The sequence below is a fragment of the Lacibacter sp. genome (assembly GCF_035299325.1).
GTDB lineage: Bacteria > Bacteroidota > Bacteroidia > Chitinophagales > Chitinophagaceae > Lacibacter.
Genome location: NZ_DATGWT010000027.1, coordinates 42,514 through 65,153 on the forward strand (window position 1 = coordinate 42,514; position 22,640 = coordinate 65,153).

20 protein-coding genes are annotated in these 22,640 nt (G+C 40.5%); 11 read left to right on the forward strand and 9 right to left on the reverse strand.

Annotated features, from left to right (window positions below; genetic code table 11):
• Positions 1 to 55 precede the first annotated feature (55 nt).
• On the forward strand, positions 56 to 841 hold the full coding sequence (locus VK159_RS16170) for a sterol desaturase family protein (protein WP_324231201.1): 786 nt from the start codon (positions 56 to 58) through the stop codon (positions 839 to 841).
• Positions 842 to 1,030: 189 nt separating this feature from the next.
• On the opposite strand, the gene VK159_RS16175 is transcribed toward VK159_RS16170, so the two are convergent.
• Complete coding sequence (locus VK159_RS16175; protein ID WP_324231202.1) at positions 1,031 to 1,738, reverse strand: DUF4197 domain-containing protein; 708 nt, start codon at positions 1,736 to 1,738, stop codon at positions 1,031 to 1,033.
• 159 nt (positions 1,739 to 1,897) lie between these two features.
• Between VK159_RS16175 and lysS the strand changes: the two genes are divergently transcribed.
• The 3 genes from lysS (at position 1,898) to VK159_RS16190 (ending at position 6,401) form a co-directional block, all read left to right on the forward strand.
• On the forward strand, positions 1,898 to 3,418 hold the full coding sequence (gene lysS, locus VK159_RS16180; protein ID WP_324231203.1) for a lysine--tRNA ligase: 1,521 nt from the start codon (positions 1,898 to 1,900) through the stop codon (positions 3,416 to 3,418).
• Between the two features lie 151 nt (positions 3,419 to 3,569).
• Complete coding sequence (locus VK159_RS16185; protein ID WP_324231204.1) at positions 3,570 to 4,154, forward strand: outer membrane beta-barrel protein; 585 nt, start codon at positions 3,570 to 3,572, stop codon at positions 4,152 to 4,154.
• Positions 4,155 to 4,274: 120 nt separating this feature from the next.
• Positions 4,275 to 6,401 (forward strand): S9 family peptidase, encoded by a 2,127-nt coding sequence (locus tag VK159_RS16190; RefSeq protein WP_324231205.1) that lies wholly within the window; start codon positions 4,275 to 4,277, stop codon positions 6,399 to 6,401.
• Between the two features lie 48 nt (positions 6,402 to 6,449).
• Here the strand turns inward: VK159_RS16190 and VK159_RS16195 are convergent, their stop codons facing one another.
• The 3 genes from VK159_RS16195 to VK159_RS16205 all read right to left on the reverse strand — a co-directional run bounded on the left by VK159_RS16195 (position 6,450) and on the right by VK159_RS16205 (position 8,276).
• A complete protein-coding gene (locus VK159_RS16195; RefSeq protein WP_324231206.1) occupies positions 6,450 to 6,827 on the reverse strand; it encodes a hypothetical protein in 378 nt (125 codons plus the stop codon).
• Positions 6,828 to 6,829: 2 nt separating this feature from the next.
• Positions 6,830 to 7,243 (reverse strand): PPC domain-containing DNA-binding protein, encoded by a 414-nt coding sequence (locus VK159_RS16200; RefSeq protein ID WP_324231207.1) that lies wholly within the window; start codon positions 7,241 to 7,243, stop codon positions 6,830 to 6,832.
• Positions 7,244 to 7,454: 211 nt separating this feature from the next.
• Positions 7,455 to 8,276, reverse strand: coding sequence for an NAD(P)-dependent oxidoreductase (locus tag VK159_RS16205; protein ID WP_324231208.1), 822 nt, complete (start codon positions 8,274 to 8,276; stop codon positions 7,455 to 7,457).
• Positions 8,277 to 8,363: 87 nt separating this feature from the next.
• Between VK159_RS16205 and VK159_RS16210 the strand changes: the two genes are divergently transcribed.
• Positions 8,364 to 9,554 carry a parallel beta-helix domain-containing protein gene (locus VK159_RS16210; RefSeq protein WP_324231209.1) on the forward strand — a complete coding sequence of 397 codons (1,191 nt, stop codon included), beginning with the start codon at positions 8,364 to 8,366 and terminating at the stop codon, positions 9,552 to 9,554.
• A 108-nt stretch (positions 9,555 to 9,662) separates the two neighbouring features.
• Positions 9,663 to 10,712, forward strand: coding sequence for an SO2930 family diheme c-type cytochrome (locus VK159_RS16215; protein ID WP_324231210.1), 1,050 nt, complete (start codon positions 9,663 to 9,665; stop codon positions 10,710 to 10,712).
• Between the two features lie 83 nt (positions 10,713 to 10,795).
• On the opposite strand, the gene VK159_RS16220 is transcribed toward VK159_RS16215, so the two are convergent.
• The 5 genes from VK159_RS16220 to VK159_RS16240 form a co-directional block, all read right to left on the reverse strand.
• On the reverse strand, positions 10,796 to 11,836 hold the full coding sequence (locus VK159_RS16220; RefSeq protein ID WP_324231211.1) for an AI-2E family transporter: 1,041 nt from the start codon (positions 11,834 to 11,836) through the stop codon (positions 10,796 to 10,798).
• Between the two features lie 107 nt (positions 11,837 to 11,943).
• Positions 11,944 to 12,759 carry a CHRD domain-containing protein gene (locus tag VK159_RS16225; RefSeq protein WP_324231212.1) on the reverse strand — a complete coding sequence of 272 codons (816 nt, stop codon included), beginning with the start codon at positions 12,757 to 12,759 and terminating at the stop codon, positions 11,944 to 11,946.
• Positions 12,760 to 13,014: 255 nt separating this feature from the next.
• Positions 13,015 to 13,845 (reverse strand): CHRD domain-containing protein, encoded by an 831-nt coding sequence (locus VK159_RS16230; protein ID WP_324231213.1) that lies wholly within the window; start codon positions 13,843 to 13,845, stop codon positions 13,015 to 13,017.
• Positions 13,846 to 13,994: 149 nt separating this feature from the next.
• Positions 13,995 to 15,026 (reverse strand): radical SAM/SPASM domain-containing protein, encoded by a 1,032-nt coding sequence (locus VK159_RS16235; RefSeq protein WP_324231214.1) that lies wholly within the window; start codon positions 15,024 to 15,026, stop codon positions 13,995 to 13,997.
• Positions 15,027 to 15,118: 92 nt separating this feature from the next.
• The gene (locus VK159_RS16240) at positions 15,119 to 16,426 is read right to left on the reverse strand and encodes a DUF418 domain-containing protein (protein ID WP_324231215.1); all 1,308 of its coding nucleotides are present in this window, start codon (positions 16,424 to 16,426) and stop codon (positions 15,119 to 15,121) included.
• A gap of 138 nt (positions 16,427 to 16,564) precedes the next feature.
• On the opposite strand from VK159_RS16240, the gene VK159_RS16245 reads away from it, so the two are divergent.
• From VK159_RS16245 to VK159_RS16265, 5 genes are all read left to right on the forward strand, one after another.
• Positions 16,565 to 17,005, forward strand: coding sequence for a MarR family winged helix-turn-helix transcriptional regulator (locus tag VK159_RS16245; protein ID WP_324231216.1), 441 nt, complete (start codon positions 16,565 to 16,567; stop codon positions 17,003 to 17,005).
• A gap of 46 nt (positions 17,006 to 17,051) precedes the next feature.
• Positions 17,052 to 18,842 (forward strand): acyl-CoA dehydrogenase family protein, encoded by a 1,791-nt coding sequence (locus VK159_RS16250; protein WP_324231217.1) that lies wholly within the window; start codon positions 17,052 to 17,054, stop codon positions 18,840 to 18,842.
• Between the two features lie 83 nt (positions 18,843 to 18,925).
• Positions 18,926 to 20,671: an N-acetylmuramoyl-L-alanine amidase gene (locus tag VK159_RS16255; RefSeq protein ID WP_324231218.1), complete on the forward strand. Its 1,746-nt coding sequence runs from the start codon at positions 18,926 to 18,928 to the stop codon at positions 20,669 to 20,671.
• A gap of 274 nt (positions 20,672 to 20,945) precedes the next feature.
• Positions 20,946 to 21,395 carry a hypothetical protein gene (locus VK159_RS16260; protein ID WP_324231219.1) on the forward strand — a complete coding sequence of 150 codons (450 nt, stop codon included), beginning with the start codon at positions 20,946 to 20,948 and terminating at the stop codon, positions 21,393 to 21,395.
• A gap of 171 nt (positions 21,396 to 21,566) precedes the next feature.
• Entirely contained in the window at positions 21,567 to 22,541 is a 975-nt protein-coding gene (locus tag VK159_RS16265; RefSeq protein ID WP_182803145.1) for a deoxyhypusine synthase family protein, read from the forward strand.
• The last annotated feature ends 99 nt before the right edge of the window (positions 22,542 to 22,640 follow it).

Genomic DNA, 22,640 nt, shown 5'->3' on the forward strand with positions numbered 1-22,640 from the left:
ATGCCCACAAACCATTTTCATTAGCGGTAACCGGAGCCTGCATTAACTTTACAGCATGCTTCAGCCCGACGGTACATGGATCAGTTATTTCCTGGTAATTGGTTTGCGATATATTGTTATTGCCGGACTGGCTTTTTTGTTATGGTATGTTTTACTGAAGAAGAAGATCGCATTCAGGAAAATTCAATTACGCTTTCCTGCCAACAAAGATTACCAACGGGAAATTTTCTTTTCGCTTTGTACCATGTTCCTGTTTGCATTTGTGCCCTGGTTCTTTCTTGGCCATGCAGAAATAAGAAAAACAACCACGTTTTATAAAGACATCAACCAGTATGGACAATTGTATTTCTGGCTGGCTTTTCCGTTAATGTTGCTGATACACGATACCTATTTCTATTGGATTCACCGGTTGATGCATCATCCCAAACTGTTCCGCATATTTCATCTCATTCACCATAAAAGCACCAACCCTTCACCTTGGGCAGCTTTTGCTTTTCATCCATTGGAAGCAGTTCTTGAAGTAAGTATTTTGATCGTACTCATCTATACCATACCTGTTACTAAAGCCCACCTGTTCTTTTTCTTTTTGTTCCAGATGTTTTACAATGTGTATGGTCATTTGGGCTGGGAATTATTCCCTAAAAATTTTCAACGTACGTGGATCGGTCGGTGGATCAACACATCTGTTACACATAACCAGCATCACCAATACTTCACCGGTAATTATGGATTATACTTTTTGTTTTGGGATAGACTTTTGGGAACGCTGCGTGATGATTATGATGCGAAGTTTGATGAGGTGAAAGGCAGAGCTAAGAGTTTGAATGAGGAGAAGGAGTAAAGGATTTGTTGTTCGCTTCGCTCACAATTTTTACCACAAAGACACGGAGTCACAAAGAAAGGAGTCTTCAGAAGTTGAATATCTAGATCTGTGCTGATCTGTGAAATCAGTGAGAAACAATATAAAAGCAAAAGGCTGCACCAAGTGCAGCCCTCTTTTATTCTCTTTTCTCTTCTTTCTACTCTTAGCTTACCACTTCGCACCAAACACTTTCTTCATAATTTCTGTTGTGCGCTTCAATGGATTTTCACGGATCTCCAGTTCTTCTTTAGCGATCTGGTCGAACAAGGCATCCACCGTTTTACCAACCACATAAGCTGTAAGATCGGGATTGATCTTGTTACGTGTTGTGGGCAAACGGTTATAACCATTCACCAAATCACCATAATATTTTGTTGCTTCTACTTTATCCAACGATGCTTTTACAGAAGGTGAAAAAGCAGCGATCAATGCAGCGCTTGTTTTTTCACGGAAATAATTCGTTGCACCATCTTTTGGTCCACGAATGATATTGATGGCGTCGCTGATGCTCATTTGCTTAATGGCGTCAATAAAAATCGGCTTGGCATAACCAACCGCATCTTCAGCTCCACGATTGATCTGCAGAATGGCTTTGTCAACTGTGCTGCCCAACCCAATATTCCGGAGGGTACGCTCCACTTTCTGCACTTCAGGTGGCAATAAAATTTTATAGAAATCGCTGCCAAAAAAGGCATTTGTCTGGTTAAGATTCACAACTGCACGGCCCAGTCCTTGTCCTAATGCATCTTTAATACCTTGACCGGCTTCGCCTTCGGTCACCTGCGTGCCCATCGAAGCGCCGGGTAACTGGCTTAATACCTCACAAGAACTTAAAAGAAATACCGCAAGGGTAAGAGAGAGGATAATTTTTTTCATCTGTCGGTTTGTTTTCATTAATAAACGGTTTTTCAATGCAAAACGTTGCATATTCTGTGCCGAAGATACTTGCTTTGCTGGTATGCCCTACTTACGGTAATTTTGCGGGCTGTTAAAAAGAAGCCAAACAACAGCAAGGCTTTACATCAAACAATCGTTATGAGTACACATTTGAGCGAACAGGAAATCATCCGTAGAGAGAAACTGGCTGAGTTAACTAAACTGGGCATTGATGCATACCCTGCACCTTTATATCCGGTTTCCCATTATTCAACAGCCGTTAAGGCCGGGTTTAATGAAGACACAAAGGAAGAGTACAAGGATGTTTGTATTGCGGGCCGCATTATGAGTGTGCGTGATATGGGCAAGGCCTGCTTTGCAGTATTGCAGGATAGTCATGGCCGTTTGCAGATCTATGTGCGCAGGGATGATATTTGCCCAGGGGAAGACAAAACGCTCTACGATGTTGTGTTTAAAAAATTATTAGACATTGGTGATATTATTGGTGTGAAAGGATTTGTGTTCACCACCAAAACAGGTGAAACAAGTTTGCACGTGAAAGAATTAACTGTGCTTACAAAATCACTGAAGCCATTACCGGTAGTGAAAGAAGCAGAAGGACAAACCTTTGATGCAGTAACCGATCCTGAATTCAAATATCGTCAGCGTTATGCTGATCTCATCATTAATCCACAAGTGAAGGATACGTTTGTAAAACGTACCATCATGATCAATACCATTCGTGAATATCTGAACGAACATGGTGCATTGGAAGTTGATACACCGGTATTGCAAACCATTCCAGGTGGTGCAACGGCACGTCCGTTCAGTACACATCACAACGCATTGGATGTGCCCATGTACATGCGTATTGCCAATGAACTTTATTTAAAACGTTTGATCGTTGGTGGGTTCGATTGGGTGTATGAGTTCAGCCGCAACTTCCGTAACGAGGGCATGGACCGCACACATAATCCAGAATTCACTATTCTTGAATGGTACACCGCTTACAAAGATTATTTCTGGATGATGAATGTAACAGAAAATCTGTTGGAGCGAATCGCCATTGCATTGCACGGCACAACCGATGTAACAGTAGGTGATAAAAATATCAGTTTCAAAGCACCTTTCAAACGCATTTCTATATTCGAGGCCATTAAAGAAAATACCGGTATTGATGTAAGTAACTTGGAAGAAGATGGTTTGCGTGATGTGTGTAAGCAACTCAACATTCGTGTTGATGGCACAATGGGTAAAGGCAAGTTGATCGATGAACTTTTCAGTGAAACAAGCGAAGCAAAATGTATTCAGCCAACATTCATTATTGATTACCCGGTTGAGATGAGTCCGCTTACAAAGAAACATCGCAGCAAAGCCGGATTGGTAGAACGTTTTGAATTAATGATCAACGGAAAAGAAGTTGCGAATGCATACAGTGAGTTGAATGACCCTATTGATCAACGTGACCGTTTTGAAGACCAGGTGAAACTGAAAGAGCGTGGCGATGATGAAGCGATGTTTATTGATTATGATTTCTTACGTGCATTGGAATATGGTATGCCGCCAACAAGCGGTATTGGTATTGGTATCGATCGTTTGTGTATGTTGATGACCAACCAACCTTCCATTCAGGATGTGTTGTTGTTCCCGATGATGAGACCGGAGAAGACAGTGGAGTAAGTTGATAAGTATAAATGTTAAATAAGTAGCCGCAGTTGGAAACAGCTGCGGCTTTTTTGTTGCTTTCGGAATATGTTAAAATAAAAACATATTCAACCCTTTGCTTTTTTATAACAGAGTCTGATAATTTCTTTGCTGAAAATTTATAATCATGAAAACATTTTACTTAACCTCACTGCTACTCACCTTAGGTATTGCGTCCATTGCACAAACAGAAAAAGGAACCATTAATATTAATGGCCAATTTGGAAGCAATAGTGGCGGGCAGCACAGCAATATATCAAACGGCTTAATCAAGAGTTTCTCTATAGAACTCAATCCCAATGTTGGGTTTTTTGTAAAAGACAATTGGGAAGTTGGAGCAGGCGTTTTATTTGGGATGACAAGAGGTCGGATGTCCGGTTATTATACAAAGAGCATATCGAACAGCTTTGGAATACAGTCATATTCAAAATACTACATCGGCAAAAAGTCCGTTAGGCCGTATGTTACCCTAGAGGCAGAGCGTATTTGGCTATCTGAAAAAACAAAATTTGTTAATGGAAATACACAAGGTTACACTTCGGCTAGCTGGAATGCTGGTGGTGGAGCAGGTGTCGCCTGGTTTGTAACTCCGAAAATTGGCCTGTTTTCGCAACTTACTTATAACAGAGACTTGGAAAGACAAATCAAATATTCGACGGGAACGCTCAATCTCAACTTTGGTGTACAGGTTAATCTCGGAAAGAAAAAGTAGTCGACAATTCATATTTATGCCGCAGTTGAAAACAACTGCGGCTTTTTTATTCCATTCATCCAATTCACCTGCAGGCAATCAGCAAAAAAATTATCTTCATCCCCTTAAAAAAATTCAAGCATGAGAAAAACAGGATTGTTTCTGTTGTGGATGATCGTTGCCACAGCAACATCGGCTCAAACAGCATTAACCACCGATCAGATGCTCAAAGGAGCGGCACAGAAAGTAACCAAGCCATTACCGCAGTTTGTAGAATGGGCAGGCGATAACAGTTTCATTATTCGTCGTGAAGGAAAACAATATGTACATGATATTAAAACAGGAAAAGAAACCGATTACAAAGCACCCGACATGCATATTATGGTGGTGGTGCCGGAAATTATTTATAAAGACAAGGATCTGTTTTTGAAAATGGCAAACGAAGAAATACGTTTGACCAACAATGTTGATGAAGAAAAAAATCCTGTTCTTTCGCCAGATAAACAATATGTTGCTTTTACTCGTAACAACAATCTGTATACGATCAATCTTGCTACAAAAAAAGAAACACAGCTTACCAACGATGGTACCGATGTGATCCTGAACGGTTATGCAAGCTGGGTTTATTTCGAAGAAATTCTTGGTCGTGCAAGCCGCTACAAATCTTTTTGGTGGAGCCCCGATAGTAAGAAGATCGCTTACATGCGCATGGATGAAAGCGAAGTGCCGATGTTTCCTATTTACAGCGAAGAAGGACAACATGGTTTTATTGAACGTACACGTTATCCCAAAGCAGGCGATAAAAATCCTGAAGTAAAAGTTGGTGTAGTGGCTCCGGATGGTGGCTCAACTGTGTGGGCGGATTTTAATCAGAAAGATGATCAATACTTTGGTATGCCTTTGTGGAAACCGGATGGCAGTGCATTATGGATCCAGTGGATGCCACGTACTCAGGATAACCTGAAAGTATATGAAATGAACCTGGCAGATGGCAGCAAGAAAGTGATCTACGATGAAACACAAAAAACATGGGTTGATCTCGACGATGCAAACCGGATTACTTTTTTGCAAAATGGCAAACAGTTTATTCTGCAAAGCGATGCAACAGGATGGAATCATTTGTACCTGCATGATATGAGTGGTAAACGCATCAATGCGATCACCAGCGGTTCTTACACAGTTACTGCTGTAAACCTGGTTGATGAAAAAAACAAACTCGTTTATTTCACCTGCCGTAAAGACAACAGTGCAAGATTTGATCTGTACAAAGTAAAATTTGATGGCACTGGTTTAATGCGCTTAACATTTGGTGAGTTTACACATCGCAATATTCGAGTATCACCTAACGGAATGCATTTCGTAACCAACTATTCAAACGTTGCAACGCCCGATGTAATGGTAGTAGTTAACAACAAAGGAAAAGTGATTCGTGAATTAGGAAATGCAGTTGGTGAAGCTTTTGCTACAACTGCTTTGGCAAAAACGGAATTGCTGCGTGTAAAAAGTGAAGATGGAAAATATGATCTGCCGTTGCGGATTGTTTGGCCTGCTAATTACGATAAGAATAAAAAATATCCTGTGATGATCAGCATTTATGGTGGTCCGAATGCAGGAACGGTTTCTGATGGCTGGGCGTTAAACATGCAGCAACAATGGTGGGCGAAAGAAGGAATGATACAGGTGGCGATGGATCATCGTGCAAGTGGTCACTTTGGAAAGGAGGGGATCAACTACATGCACCGCAACCTTGGTTACTGGGAAATGAAAGACTGGATCACGATTGTAAAATGGTTGATTGAAAATGCAGGTGTTGATAAGAATAAAGTTGCCATCAGCGGTTTCAGCTATGGTGGTTATATGAGTGCTTATGCCTTAACATATGGTGCTGATTATTTTACACATGGTTTGGCTGGGGGCAGTGTTACCGATTGGAGTTTATACGACACTCATTACACTGAACGTTTTATGGATACGCCGAAAGAAAATCCGGAAGGGTACAAATCATCTTCTGTTTACACACACATTGATAAGTACAAAGGGTTGCTGCGTATTTATCATGGAACAATGGATGATAACGTGCATATGCAGAACAGTATGCAACTGGTGAAAAAATTACAGGAGAAGAAAAAGCATTTTGAGTTTATGTTGTACCCCGGTGGTCGTCATGGTTGGGGTGGTAACCAGCAGATCCATTCACAAAATGAAATAGCAATGTTTATTTATAAGAATTTATTGGAGAGAGAAGTGCCGAAGGATGTGTTGAGATAAATTTTTGAATGATAGAAATAGAGAACCGGAGTTATAAGCTCCGGTTTTTTATTCTGTCTTATTCCACAACACCAATCCCTCAACCCCCGAAAGAGATGTATAAACAGTACCAAAAATCAAAATATCTTCTTCCGGATTGCCATCTAACGAACCAAGCCATAACACAACTATGGTAAACAGGAAACTGATAATGCCGTTAATGATCGGCAGCATTAAGGTCAATACCCAATTGGTTTTTGCAATGGAGATTTGCAGCACAACAAAATAAAAGAAGCTGACAAACAACAATACTTCCAATGCAATAAATAACTCTTCACCTTTTTTTGTTGCGTAAGTGTCGTAATACTGACTCCAGTAAACTGTAAACAGCAATAAAGCTGCTGCATAAAACAAGCTGATCACCTGCAAACGGCTGAGCTTAAACATGCTTACTGTTTTGGTTTTATCTGCAGTTCTTCCCAATGCGTAGTTCCATCTTTCTCTCTGGTAAATACAAGCTGCTTGCCTTCACCAATTACAATTTCAGCTGTGGTATAAACAATGTTGCTGTCGAGCAAATGACCACCAATTGTTGCACCGGTGCTATCGCTCACACTCATGTGCAGGTGTGAACCGTTGATGCTGACTGTTCCAACCAAACTCACAATTTCAAAATGACCATTGGCTTTACTACCATCAGGTTGATTTGCAAAACGAAGATTGTATTGTGTAACACTGCCCACACAGGTCATGATCCAGCCTGCTTCAATCTTATGCTGCTGCACATAAGAGGTTATTTCCTGTTTCAGATCCTGTCCGGGTTTTAAACGGAAAGCGTGAATTTTTACTTCGTCGTTTTGCATGGCTGGTTTTGTTTTACATGCGGCGAATAAAAGAAGTATGAATAAGTATTTCATTTTTTGAACCACAGGCACTAAAGCACAAAGAAGAAAAATCCAAAAACCAATGTCCAAAATTCAAACATTCAAATCCTCTCCGTTCTCCGTATCTCTGCTTCTCTGTGTTGAAAATTTGTAAACGAAGCGCACAATTTTTCTTTCATCTTTCAATCTCTTAGTCCACAAATAAATCAGTAAACAACTTACCACCCGGTACTACACTATACTTACTTAAATCAGTAATTCCTTCTGCAGCAAAAAGCTGCTCATCAATAAATAAATTGCCGGTGCATTCATTCGATGGTTTGCTTAAAATAATATGTGCAGCATCTGCAAGTATATCAACAGTACGGCTCATGTTCGCTAATGCCTCACCGCCTAACAAATTTCTTACAGCAGCAGTATCAATGGTTGTACGTGGCCAGAGTGCGTTTGCTGCAATACCATCTTTCTTTAATTCTTCGCTCCAGCCAAGTGTCATCATACTCATGTTGAACTTGGTGAGTGTGTAAGCAATATGCCCGGCCAGCCATTTCGGTTTTAAATTAACGGGAGGTGATAAGGTGAGTATATGTGGATTCTTTCCTTTGCGTAAATGCGGAATACAGGCTTTCGTCATGAGGAATGTACCACGCACATTAATGCTATGCATGAGATCGAAACGTTTCGCTTCGGTTTGTTCTGTTGGAGTTAATGAAATAGCCGATGCGTTATTGATGAGTATATCAATACCACCAAATGTTGCAACAGTTTTATCAACAGCTGCCTGTATCTGATCTTCAAAACGAATATCTAATTGAATGGCAAGTCCTTTTCCTCCAGCCGCCGTCATTTCATCAGCTGCCGAAAAAATAGTACCGCCCAGCTTGGGGTTTTCTTCCACACTTTTTGCTGCCACCACTACGTTGGCTCCTTCCTTCGCCAATTTCAACCCCATTGCTTTACCAATACCTCTCGACGCACCTGTAATAAAAACTGTTTTTCCATTGAATGACATAACAAACGTTTTAGTAATGAAAGTTAGGGAAAGCCCTGCAAGCATAGAAAAGAATTTGTAATTTGTCTGCAACCTTATACAACCTTTATGCTTTGCCAACTTCGTCTTACTTCAACATTTGTTTTATTAGTTTCGTTTGCAACTGTTCAATCGCAGGAAACAGAACAAAAGAAAATTCAGCGCCTGTTTGTTACTGCAACTGATAACTCAATCATTGAATTGCCGGAAGGAACGTTTCAGCTCAATATGAGTTTGTGGCTCGATGGAAAGAAAAATGTACTCATTAAAGGAAAAGGAATGGATAAAACCATTCTTAACTTCAGCAACCAGGTGAGTGGTGCAGAGGGAATAAAAGTTACCAACGGAAAAAATATTGTATTGCAGGATCTCACGGTACAGGATACCAAAGGAGATGCAGTGAAAACACAGAACGTAGATGGCATAACGTTTAAACAGGTGAAAGCAGAGTGGACAAGAGGAGCCAACAGCAAGAATGGGGCTTATGGTTTATATCCTGTTCAATGTACCAATGTGTTGATAGATGGTTGTGAAGCAAGAGGTGCAAGTGATGCGGGCATTTATGTGGGACAAAGCAGTTACATTATTGTAAAAAATTCAAAAGCCACCGAAAATGTAGCTGGAATTGAAATTGAAAATTCTTTGTATGCTGATGTGTATGATAACGAAGCCACCAATAATACCGGTGGTATTTTAATTTTTGATCTGCCCGATCTTGTGCAGAAAAAAGGTGGTTACATACGGGTGTATCGCAACAATGTGCATCATAACAATCATGTCAACTTTGCACCCAAGGGAAATATTGTGGGTAAAGTGCCGCAGGGAACCGGTGTAATGATCCTTGCAACAAATCACGTTGATGTGTTTGAAAATAAGATCATCAATAATATTACTGCAAGCACAGCTATTGTGAGTTATTACATTACCGAAAATCCAATTAAGGATTCATCATACTACCCTTTTCCAACGCAGATCAATATTTATAATAACAGTTACGAACGTGAAGCAGTGCGAACAACCGGTAAGGGACGTATGGGCAAGATGTACCGTTTTAAATTACGATTCGGAAAAAATGTACCACATATACAATACGATGGGATTGTGGATACAAAACAACCTGCACAGATTTGCATCCGCAATAACAGCAATCAAAGCTTTGCAAATCTTGATGCAGAGAACGGTTTTAAGCATATCAGCAGAGATGCATCGAAACATGATTGTACGTTGCAGCCGGTACCGAAAACAGAATTGAAAAATTGATGAATAATACTGTCATCCCGACGAAGGAGGGATCTGTTCAACTGCAGTACATAGCCCGGCAGATTTCTCCTTCGTCGAAATGACAATTGAAAATTATACATTCGAACCATGAAGAAACTGATCGTTACAGTTGTTTTGCTGACTTTTATGTTTGTTGTTCTATCGTTCAGCAATAAACAAACCGATCCATCTTTTCAGTTTCATGAAAACCTAAGCGAATACAATTTCTTCAAAGGAGAATTGAATGAGCTGCAACCTGCTGATGGTATCATTCCTTACGATCTCAATACGCCATTGTTCAGTGATTATGCCGAGAAAGCAAGATTTATAAAAGTACCTGCCGGTAAAAAGATCAACTACAACTCTACCTCAGCATTCGATATGCCGTTGGGTACTGTGCTCATCAAAAACTTTTATTACTTCAACGATGTGCGCAAACCAGCTCTTGGCAAACGGATTATTGAAACAAGGTTGCTGGCAAATATGGAAGACGGCTGGCACACGTATCAATACATATGGAACGAAGAACAAACAGAAGCGGTGTTTGAGCCTATTGGTGATGTAACAACTGTTGAATACATTGATGCGGCAGGAAAGAAACTAAAAGCACAATATGTTGTTCCCAGTCAACCGCAATGCAAGGGTTGTCATGGTCGTAAGGATACCATCATTCCGATTGGTATTGCTGCCCGGCATCTTAATGGCGACTATGTTTATGCAGACGGGAAACGAAATCAATTGCAGTATTGGCAACAACTGGGTCTTATCGATCTGCCAACCTCAACGGTTCCCGCAAATGCAAAATGGAACGATGAACAAAGCGGAACACTCAACGATCGTGCAAGAGCCTATCTTGATATTAACTGCGGAAATTGTCATAATCCCGATGGCCCGGCAAATACTTCGGGCTTGTTCTTAGATATACATACAACAAACCCAACTGCTTTAGGCATTAATAAAACACCTGTAGCAGCAGGCAGAGGAAGTGGTCATTTAAAATATGCCATTGATCCGGGTAAACCCAACCAATCGTTTATGATCTATCGAATGAATAGTGTTGATCCGGGTATTGCGATGCCTGAACTTGGACGCAACAGAGTTCATAAAGAAGGTGTGGCGTTGATTTCAAAATGGATAAAAGAAATTGGGAAAAATTGAACCACAAAGACACGAAGCCGCAAAGTACCACAACGCAATAAAGTAAATTTTCTTCTTGTGCTCTTTATGGCAATTAGTGGTTATTATGAGCCATGATTATGTGGGTTTTCTACCGGATTCATTGATCCAAACTCGTTTGTATAAATTTTAAACAGCAGCATAAAATAACTGATGAGTAATGGTCCGAAAATGAAACCCCAAAAACCAAACAAGCTTAATCCCACAATAACACCCAGTACAGTAACAAGCGGATGAACATCGCCTAAACGTTTCATCAGGGTAACCCTTGCGAGGTAATCAACATTGCCGGTTACAAGTAAACTATAGATCAATAAGCCGATACCTTGTCCGGTATTGCCTTGTGAAAACAGGAACACAACCAGCGGCGCCCATATCAACGTAGTTCCCACAATCGGGAAGAAGGCAAACACGCCGGTAATAAAACCCCACAGCACAAATTCATTGATGCCGAATATCCAATAACCAACGAGTGCAAAAATCCCCTGTATCAACGAGATGAGCGGAATACCAATAGCATTTGCTCTTACTACGCTGATGGTTTCTTTAGCAAGGATATCAATATTTTCTTCGTGTAAGGGTATAAAATAATCGAATGATGCTTCCATGGCTTTGCCATTGGTGAGCATAAAGAAATAAACAAACAACATCATCGCAAGGTTAGATACGATCATGGCTGTGCTGTTCAGAAAAGCGGGGAAAAAATTCGCAACCCGTTTCTGCAGTTCAGCTACGTTCTCATCGGTAAACAATTCCTGTCCCGTCCATTCTTTTATTTGTGCCGAAACAGATTTTAAACCCTGTACTACTTCATCTGAATGGCTGAATACTTCAGTAATTTTTGGCGATAGTAAATTGATAATATAATAAACAGGTAATCCAAACAGCACCAGGAAGCCGAGCATGAAAGCTGTTGCAGTTAAACTCTTGTTCCATTTTTTCTTAATGGTAAGATAGCGGTACCAACCCCTGCTGAGAATATAAAGTGTGATAGCGCCAAGAAAACCCGGCAGAAAAATATAGAGCTCTTTTACGAGCAGTAAGCCCAATGCAATTAAAACAACTAAGAGAATAATTTGCCGTAAACGGCTGCTGAATGATGCCATGCAATGAAATTACAAATAAAACAGAATGTATAAGAAACATCACATGATCATTTCATGTAATAAAAAAAGCCGGGCTTTGCCCGGCTGTATAATAGAGGAAGGGTTTTTTATCGGATCTGACCTCTTACAACACCACCTGCGTAAAGTGTTGAATGCGCATTTACATACATCGCATCACTTTTGATGGAATTATAAATAGCATCGGTTAGAGCATATACTTTATTAACAGCAAAATCGCTGGCAGACCCGGCAATGCCCAATACAATTGCACCGTTTACACCAACAGCACCATTATGCAGATGTGCAAAAAGTAATGCATCGCCTGCTGCAAGATTGCTAACAGTTATCACTGAGTATAATTTTTTATCAGCAGTCAGTCGGAGTTGTGCCATACCTGTAGCAGAAGTATTTACTGCCGGAACTTCATTGGCTCCGCTTAACATGATATCCATTGCCAATTCAACTTTTGTGTTGATCTGCGCACGAACGAGACCTGAAGCAACCTGGTTTGAATGAACGTTGAAGTAAATTTCATTCGCATCATTTTTTAAACTGTCAACTAATGATTGACGCACATTTAAAATTGTACCACTTGAAGCGGTTCCCGAAAACGAAGGATTGAAATTTAAGATCACACTACCATTGGCGCCCGCATTACCGGAATGAAAATGCGCTGCAGTCAACGCATCAGTACTTGCAAGACCGGTAACATTAAAATTGTAAGTGATTGAATTATCACTCATGAGTTTAATTGTTGCCAAACCGCTTTCAGCCCTGCTTGCAGGTGCGGGGTTTTCATTTTTTGCACTCAGATTGAGCGACCACTCCTTTACAACAGTTGTATCGGTTTTATTTTTTTTGCAGGAAAAGAAGACAGCAGGTAAAAATAGCAGCACCGCACTTTTTAATAAGAATTTTTGCATAACGCACATTTTTTTAATAATGAAATTGGAGATATAAAATTCTCCTGATTAGCTGAGTAGCTCATTGTGGCTTAAACCATGCCACAAGAGTAAAATGTGTGAATCATGAAATGTATTAGAAGAATTAAGGAAGATGCTCTTCCCTAACCAGTAAACGTCAGATAAATGAGAACATGAATTGAAGAAAGACAAGCAATTAAATACATGCATAAAAAAACCGGGCTGAATGCCCGGTCATATTTTAAGATGTGATTGTTATCGAATCTGACCTCTTACAATACCTGCAGGGAAAAGGGTAGAATGTGCGTTTACATACAAGGCACCAGTTCCCTCAATTGCTGTTTTTTGCACATCGGTTAGCTGCAGTTGTTTGTTTACACCAAAATCTGCCACAGCACTTATTAATCCAACCAAAACAGTTCCATTTGTACCGGCAGCACCGTTATGTATATGTGCGGCAGTCAGATCTCCATCGCCTGCTGTTAAGCCTGTAACATTTACAACATAGTACAATTTGCCATCGGTGGTTAAACGAAACCTTGCAGAACCTGTTGCCGTAGTTGTGACCGCAGGAACTTCATTTGCTCCGGAAAGAGAAACATCCTGCGCCCATTGAACAGTGCTGTTTAACTGCGCCCTTACCAACCCACTTGTTACTTGGGTTGAGTGAACATTAACATACAATTCGGCAATACCATTGTTCATACTGTCGAGCAAGGTTGGCCGAACATTTGCAACAGAACCAGATGCCGAGCCGCCCGTAAATGTTGGAGCAAAGTTTAAAATTACACCGCCATTAACACCCGGGTTGCCTGTATGAATATGTGCTCCAGTTAATGCATCACCGGCAGTAAGGCCGGTAACAGTGATATTATATTGAACAGAATTATCACTCATAATACGTAACACAAACGTTCCGGTTTCATTACGGCCTGCAGGCGCAGGGTTTTCATTTTTTGCACTCAAAGGAAGCGTCCACTCTTTTACAATTCTTACTGAAGGGCCATCATTTTTATCTTTTTTGCAGGAAAAAAGAAATGCTGTGCAAATAAGCAACATTGCCGAATTTAATACCAATGTTTTCATGCTGATAGTTTTGAGCTTAATTATTAAATAGCTGACCATAATACACAGTAACGGAGAACGCTTCACTTTGGTTGCCTCTTAAAATAATAAGGTATGAAACCAAACCCGAAACCGTGCCGGAAATGAGTTGATGGTAACGTTACAGAAAACTACTCTTCCCACACTTTTAATCCTTCGCTGCAATTGGCGCAGATATCAATATTCTTTCTGCTGGTCATAAGTTCGCTCCGGAACTGTTTGTAGTTATCGTTGTGCCAAACCTCTTTGAACGATTGCATTTTTAGATTCCCGAGTTGATGCATGGCATCTTTGTCAAAACAACAGGGCACTACCAATCCATCCCAGGTAATAACATTTGCATGCCAGAGCTTCCAGCAATGGTTCTGCAATTTATTCTTGGGTGAATAAGAACCATCAGCATTTTTTTTATAGCGACTGTATTTGTTAAGCGTTGGAATGAGTTTGTTTGGATCATTCTCATAATCGTATACCTGTGCAGTTTTAAACCACACATCATCAACACCTACTTCTTTTGCTAATTGTTTTACATCTTCCAGTTGATGTTCATTTGGTTTCACCACTAAAAACTGGAACACAACAAATGGCTTTTTACTGTTGAGTTCTTTCTTCCACTTCACAATATTCTTTGCGCCTTCCAATACTTTATCAAGCTTGCCGCCAACTCTGTATTGCTGATACACATCCTGTGTGGTGCCATCAATGGAAATGATCAAACGGTCCAAACCACTTTCTACTGTTTGCTTTGCTTTTTCTTCCGTTAAATAATGTGCATTGGTAGAGGTGGCTGTATAGATTTTTTTCTTTGCAGCATAGTTTACCATTGGTAAAAACTCAGGATTGAGATAGGGCTCACCTTGAAAATAAAAGATGAGATAAAGCAGATCTTTATGAATATCGTCGATCGTTTGTTCAAAAAAACTTTTCTGCAACATACCTGTTGGCCGGGTGAATTCACGCAAACCACTCGGGCATTCAGGACAACGCAGATTACAGCTTGTAGTTGGTTCAAACGAAATAGAAATGGGGTAGCCCCATTGAACAGGCTTCTTTAAAAATCGGCTTAACTGGTAGCTGCTCCACACTTTCGTCATATTCCATGCACGACGTGGCGTGATCTTCGAAAAAAGGTTGAGTATATCGTTACGGTGTAATTGCGGCATTGAGGGATCAAAGATAGCCGCAAAAAAAGTATTTGCACGACTAGTTCAAAAGAACAAAGCCTGTTGTATGATCACACAACAGGCTTTGAATTTTATTTTACAAACGGCTGACGCTTCCAATATGTTAAACTACGCCAACACCATTCAAGCGGACCGAAGCGGAAGAACCGTAGCCAGATATGGCTCCAGATAATTTGCAGCAACCAGGTTGCTCCAACCACATAATACATTTCAAAACGGGTTAGTTTGCCATACATGCCAAAACCAACACCATAAAAGAACAATCCAACTAAAAGCGATTGCATCAGGTAATTGGTGAACGCCATTTGGCCAACAGGCCGAAGCAATGCAAAGAACCATTTGAACAAACCCGATTTGTAAAGCAACATGATCAAACCAAAAATTCCAACTGAACGGAAGACTCTTGAAATTTCATAAAACTCGAAGAGTACATTTTTCTTATAATCAAATTCGTTGAACTTGTAATCGATATAAGGTTGTAACCGGAAGTAAGACAGCACAAGACCAATACCAAGCCCGCCAATGAATAAACCCCAATAAACTTTTGTTGAAGCTTGTCCTATTAAGATGCCCGATTTAAAAAAGGCCATACCTAAAAACATAAAGATCAAAATATCCCAAATGCCGAAGTAGGTGTAAAATAATTCGCCCCGCAAACTTCTTGCACTTTGATAATCATAAAAACCCCAATAATCACCTCTCACAATTGCAAGGTTTTTATTCGTTTCTTTAAGTCTTCCTTTCTCACTGGCTTTTTCTTTCAAAGCAGTCATTGCCCCGAGATCTTCTTTCTGCTGATCAGTGAGTTTAATTGTTGATGTATCCATCTTAGCGATCAATTCTCCTTTTGCAATCATTTTACGATCACGGTATGCATCTACATTATCTCTTGCCGTTTGCAAACCAAGACAAACAATAGCAGCGATGATCAATGCTTTAGGCGTCATTCTGCGAAACGTAAACGCAATCATACCAATACAGGCATAGTGAAACAGAATATCCCAAAACCACAACAGCACAAACGCATTGAACAGGCCAAACACGAGCAGCCAGAGTTGTCTGCGGAAAAAATAATCGGCCGGCCAAAGTCCCTCACTCTTCTTTTCCTGCCTGCTGATAAATAAAATAATACCGGCACCGAATAACATGGAAAATAGTGCCCGCTGGCTTCCTTCCATAAACCAATCAATAAAATACCAGGTATTGAAGTTGATGGTTCCCCATTCATTGAGTACAGATGGATCGTGATAAACAGGATCGGGTAAGGCAAAGCCCGGGATATTCATCAATAAAATGCCGAGAATAGCAATTCCCCGCAGGGAATCGAGAAGAACAATACGTTCGCTCTGCGAAACAGGAGCGGCCTGATCGATGGTCATGTTAGATTGGTTTTGGTGGTGAAAAATGGGAGGCAGCTTTGTGTAGGGAGAGGAGAAATAGTAAGATACTCTTTTAAGAAAAATTTTGCCAGCTTTCGGAAAGTATTATTATATTTGGGTAGTTGCATAAACAACTATATGCCAAACAACCAATTTAGAAAAGGCGAATTATACAGCTTCATGACGGGCAAAGCCAGCACGGCAATAGCACGGCGTTTGCAGAAGAATATGAAGCAGGGTAAAATTGAAATTACCGTTGAACAATGGAGCGTACTCTACCATTTGTGGAAGAATGATGGTTTGAGTCAGCAGGATTTGTGCAATGCTACGTTTCGGGATAAACCCAGTATTACACGTTTGGTCGATAACCTCGAAAAGCTGAAGCTTGTAAAACGGGTAGCGAGTAAAAACGACCGGCGTATTAACCAGGTGTTCTTAACTGATCAGGGTCGTAAGCTGGAAGAAGAAACGATGAATGTAGCCAACAACACATTGAACGAAGCATTACTCGGAGTACCTGCTGATAAAATTGATATCTGTAAAGAAGTGTTACAGATAGTATATGATAATCTGAAATAAGAATCATTTCAAAAAAATAATTCTACACACTTTAAATACTATTGATATGAGCACCGCAACGATTGCAACAAAACTGAAAGGTGGCGAATGGTTAATTAAAACAAGCACACCGCAGTATACATTTACGCCTGAAAATTTTAATGAGGAACAAGTGATGGTGAAAGAAATGTGTGCATCATTTCTTGATACTGAAGTTTTACCTGTTGTAGCCCGACTCGATAAAATGGAAGAAGGGTTGATGCCTTCGCTGATGGATAAAGCCGGTGAACAAGGTTTACTTGGTACATCTGCTCCTGAAGAGTTTGGCGGACTCGGTAAAGATTTTATTACTGCAACATTAGTGAATGAAGGATTAGGTGGTGGTTACTCTTTTTCTGTTGCTATTGCTGCACACACGGGCATCGGTACATTACCGATTTTATATTTCGGTACACCCGAACAAAAAACAAAATACATTCCCAAGTTAGCAACGGGTGAATGGAAAGGTGCTTACGGTTTAACCGAACCCAACAGTGGCAGTGATGCGTTGGGTGCAAAAACAACAGCTGTGTTAAGTGAAGATGGTAAGCACTACATCTTAAACGGACAAAAATGCTGGATCACCAATGGTGGTTTTGCAGATATCTATACCGTGTTTGCAAAAATTGACGGGAAAGATTTTACCGGCTTTATTGTTGAACGTGGTATGGAAGGGTTTACACAAGGACCGGAAGAGCATAAGATGGGCATTAAAGGTTCATCAACTGTGCAACTCTATTTCCAGGATTGTAAAGTACCGGTTGAAAATTTATTGGGTGAACAAGGCAAAGGTCATATCATTGCGTTTAACATCTTAAACATTGGTCGTTTGAAATTAGCAGCCGCTGCATTAGGGGGTTCAAAACGCTCATTGAATATTGCATTAACCTATGCAACAACACGTGAGCAATTCAAAACACCTATTATCAACTTCGGCGCCATTCAATACAAGCTGGCAGAAATGGCAACCCGTATCTGGGTTTGCGAAAGTGCTTTGTATCGCACCAGTAAGTGGATCGATGATATGGAACATGATCTTTTAGCTGCAGGCAAACCTTTCAATGAAGCATTGCTTGGTGCCGCTGAAGAATATGCCATTGAGTGTGCGATGTTGAAAGTTGATGGTAGTGAAGTATTGGATTATGTAGTTGATGAAGGTGTGCAGATACATGGCGGAAACGGATTCAGTGATGAATATGATATTTCAAGAGCTTATCGTGATAGCCGTATCAACCGTATTTACGAAGGAACAAACGAGATCAATCGACTCCTCACCGTTGATATGGTTTTGAAGCGTGCCATGAAAGGCCGTCTGGATATTATGACGGCTGCTATGAATGTGCAAAAAGAACTGATGAGCATTCCTGATTTTGGCAGTGAAGATGATACGCCGTTTGCAAAAGAATACAAGGCCATCGCCAATTTCAAAAAAGCCATCATGTTAACAGCAGGTGCTGCGGTACAAAAATTCATGATGAAGATCGAACATGAGCAGGAAGTATTGATGAATATTGCAGACATGGCCATTCAAACATTTAATGCGGAAAGCGCCTTGTTGCGTGCGGCCAAAATGGTTGAAGAAAAAGGTGAAGCAGCCTGTCAGTTTGAACTGGATATGATGCATACGTATTTGTATGATGCAGCTGACCGTATTAACAAGTATGGTAAAGATGCCATCAATGCATTTGCAGATGGAGACGAACATCGCATGATGTTGCTGGGCCTGAAACGTTTTACAAAAGTGGATCCCTATAATTCAAAAGAAGCTAGAAGGCGAATCGTAGCAAAGCTGAGAAACGACGGAAAGTATCCGTTATAATGTTGATGTGGTGAGTCATCTCACCTTTTAAAAATCCTTTGCCTAATTTGCAAAGGATTTTTTATTTCATTTCAACTCACATTATGAAGTTTCTTTTTTTCATTACTTCTGTTTTGTTTTTTCATACGGTAGCAGCACAGCAGGTTTTTCTGCGCATCAGTACTCCATCAAAAACACAGAATGCTGTTGTATCGTCAAAACAATTTGTGGCAGGGCTTACCTGCAAGGGTTGTACAATTACAGTAAACGGAATTGAAACAAAAGTATGGCCTACGGGTACGTTTGCTGTTGAACTGAATCTGAAACTCGGCGATACAAGTTTTTTACTGGAAGCTTCAAATGACAAAGGAGCAAAGGAATCGAAGCGTCTCTTTTTCAATTATCAATTGCCTGAAAAGGAAAAAACTCTTACAACAAATACCGTCGCCTATTGGCGAATAGAACCACAGGCCGATCTGTTATTGGTAAAGCCGGGCGATAAATTAAAGATGACAGTCAAAGCTCTGCCTGGTGCTGTGGTACAACTTGAAAATGGCACATCATTCAAAGAAATTTATGTGAAGGATTCAAACGGAGTAAAAGGCATTTATCAAATGGAATATGTGGTGAAAGATAAAGACGATCTGTTTGCTGATAAGCCATCTAAACTAAAACTGATGGTATGGGCTAAAGGAACTGATGATCCTATTGAAGCTACAAGCAAAAGTAATTTTGCAATGATGCCTGCCAATGGTTTGTTACTTGAAACAAAAGGAAAGATACCGTACATTCTTTTAGGACTTGGTGAAGACAGATTGGGAGGAACAAAGATGGGCTATGTTGATTCACTTGTTCGGTTAAAAGCTGTGAGCAAAGTCGGGAATAAATATTGTGTGCAGTTGAGCAAAAATCGCCAGGCTTATATTGAAGATGAACATGTGAAAGTGCTTGAACATAATTATACACCATCATCGCTCACCGGCAATATGCGGGTTTGGGGCGATAGCAGTTTTGATTATGTATCTCTTCCATTAACTGAGCGGTTGGCCTATCAAACATTTCAGGAGGTAAACCCATCAAAGATCGTGGTGGATGTATTTGGTGCAACATCCAATAGCAACTGGATCACACAAATGGGCAGTACCAAAGAGATCGGCGATGTTTACTATAATCAACTCGACCAGGATATTTTCCGCATCAGTATTGATCTTAAAAACAAACGACACTGGGGTCATCGTATTTATTACAATGGCAACAACCTCGTCATTCGCATCAAGCGTCAGCCACAAATACTTTCGCTCAACAATCTTGTTATTGCAGTTGATGCAGGGCATGGCGGTAATAATAAAGGGGCTTTTGGTTTAACAGGTGTAATGGAAAAAGATATGACTCTGGCCATTGCTAAGGAACTTCAGGCTGCACTGGAAGCTGAAGGAGCAAAAGTGGTTACCACAAGAACAAGAGATACCACCTATGATAACCACGATCGCTATACTGTGTTTCAACAGGCGAATCCTCATTTGCTCATCAGTATTCATCTAAACAGCAGTGCCGATCCTGTGCGTGTAAAAGGAGCAAGCACATACTACAAGCATATCGGTTACCGACTGCTAACAAAAACAATTCTGCAGCGTATGTTGGAGATGGGTTTGGCCGAGTACGGTAATATTGGCAATTTTAATTTTATCCTTAATGGCTTTACCGAGTTTCCCAATGTTCTTGTAGAAACATTGTTTATCAGCCATCCCGAAGATGAAGCCAATGTACTTGATCCGGCTTACCGTAAACAAATGGCCGATGCCATTGTAAAAGGCATCAACGATTGGCTGGAGCTATGTAAAAAACAGTAAACCCGTTTCCATTCATCCTTACCGGTTTTGCCACTCAGCATGGCACTCGGCATTTATCATTTCTTTAAGAGTAGTTGAAACCCTTTGCTGTAAAGGGTTTTACTATTTGGCAATGTCCATGTTACACTTGTTGCACCCGTTCATCACTATGAAGGATGTGTTAACAGCCTTTTGTCAAGATTAGCTTGCACTACTATATACAGCAAACTACATTTGGCTCATCAATGATTTCTGTAAAAGAGTCATTAATCATTAAACCTTAAAAATGTTAATTATGAAAAAAGTATTTGTAATGCTGTTTGCAGTTGTCATCGCTGCATCAGCCTGGGCCTCGCCTTCACCCTCTCCTGTAGAAAATGAAAAAGTAATGGCTGCTTTCGAAAAACAATTTACAGAAGCAGTAGATGTTTCATGGACTGAAAAACAAGGGTACTTTCTCGCTTCTTTTAAATTGAATAATGATCGCATGCTGGCCTGGTATACCGCAGATGGTGAAGTGGAAGCTGTTCATCGTTTGATTCAACAAAAGCAAATGACATTCCTCGCATCGGAAGCTGTGACACAGCTTACCAAAGACAAACAAATATTGAACATCGCTGAAATAAGCAAGCAGGGTGAATTGTTTTACCTAGTAAAAACTGATGAAGCAAAATGCTTCTCTATTTATAAAGTTTCTGCATCTGGTGATTATACACGCATCAGTAAAACAAAAAAGAGAAAATAAAAACACTACAGGTGTTGTTTTGGAATGGCTCCCCGATCTGAATCGGGGGGCTTTTTTATTTATGAATTAATAAAGCCAAACCCCGATAATCTTTACTTTTGCAGCTCTTTCGCAAAGTCTCCCGATGCAAACGATCGGGATCTGAAGGCGGTCACTTTTAAAATTTAAAAAATGAACAAAGGACCCGTTTCACAATTCATTCAACATCATTACCGTCATTTCAACGCTGCTGCATTAATAGATGCTGCCAAAGGTTATGAAACACACCTGAACGAAGGTGGCAAGATGATGATCACATTGGCAGGCGCCATGAGTACTGCTGAGCTTGGTTTAAGCCTCGCCGAAATGATCCGCCAGGATAAAGTGCAGATCATCAGTTGCACAGGTGCCAATCTGGAAGAAGATGTGATGAACCTTGTTGCACACAGTCATTACAAGCGTGTACCAAATTATCGTGATCTTACACCACAGGATGAGTGGGATCTGTTAGAGAACCACTACAACCGTGTAACCGATACCTGTATTCCTGAAGAAGAAGCCTTCCGTCGTTTGCAAAAACATTTGCACCGCCAATGGGTGGAAGCAGAAGCAAAAGGCGAACGCTATTTCCCACATGAGTTTTTATACAAAACCGTTTTAAGTGGTGATCTGAAACAGTATTATGAGATCGATCCAAAGAACAGCTGGATCGTAGCGGCTGCTGAAAAAAATATTCCGATCGTGGTGCCAGGTTGGGAAGACAGTACAACCGGTAATATCTTCGCCAGCTACGTCATTAAGAACGAACTGAAAGCAAGCACGGTAAAGAATGGTATTGAGTACATGGTATGGCTGGCCGATTGGTACCGCCAGAACAGCGGTGGCAAAGGCGTTGGCTTTTTCCAGATCGGTGGAGGTATTGCAGGTGATTTCCCGATTTGTGTTGTGCCGATGATGTACCAGGATCTTGAATGGCATGATGTTCCTTTCTGGAGTTATTTCTGCCAGATCAGCGATTCAACCACATCGTTCGGTTCATACAGCGGTGCTGTACCCAACGAAAAAATTACCTGGGGTAAGCTCGACATTAACACACCAAAGTTTATTGTAGAGAGTGACGCTACCATTGTAGCGCCTTTGATCTTTGCATGGATTCTTGGTTTGTAATTACAATCATTTATTTTGATAAAGGCGGCACATTCAAAAAGTGTCGCCTTCTTTTTTTACCTTGTTTTTAAATTTCACTGCTTATAAAAAGCTTTGCGG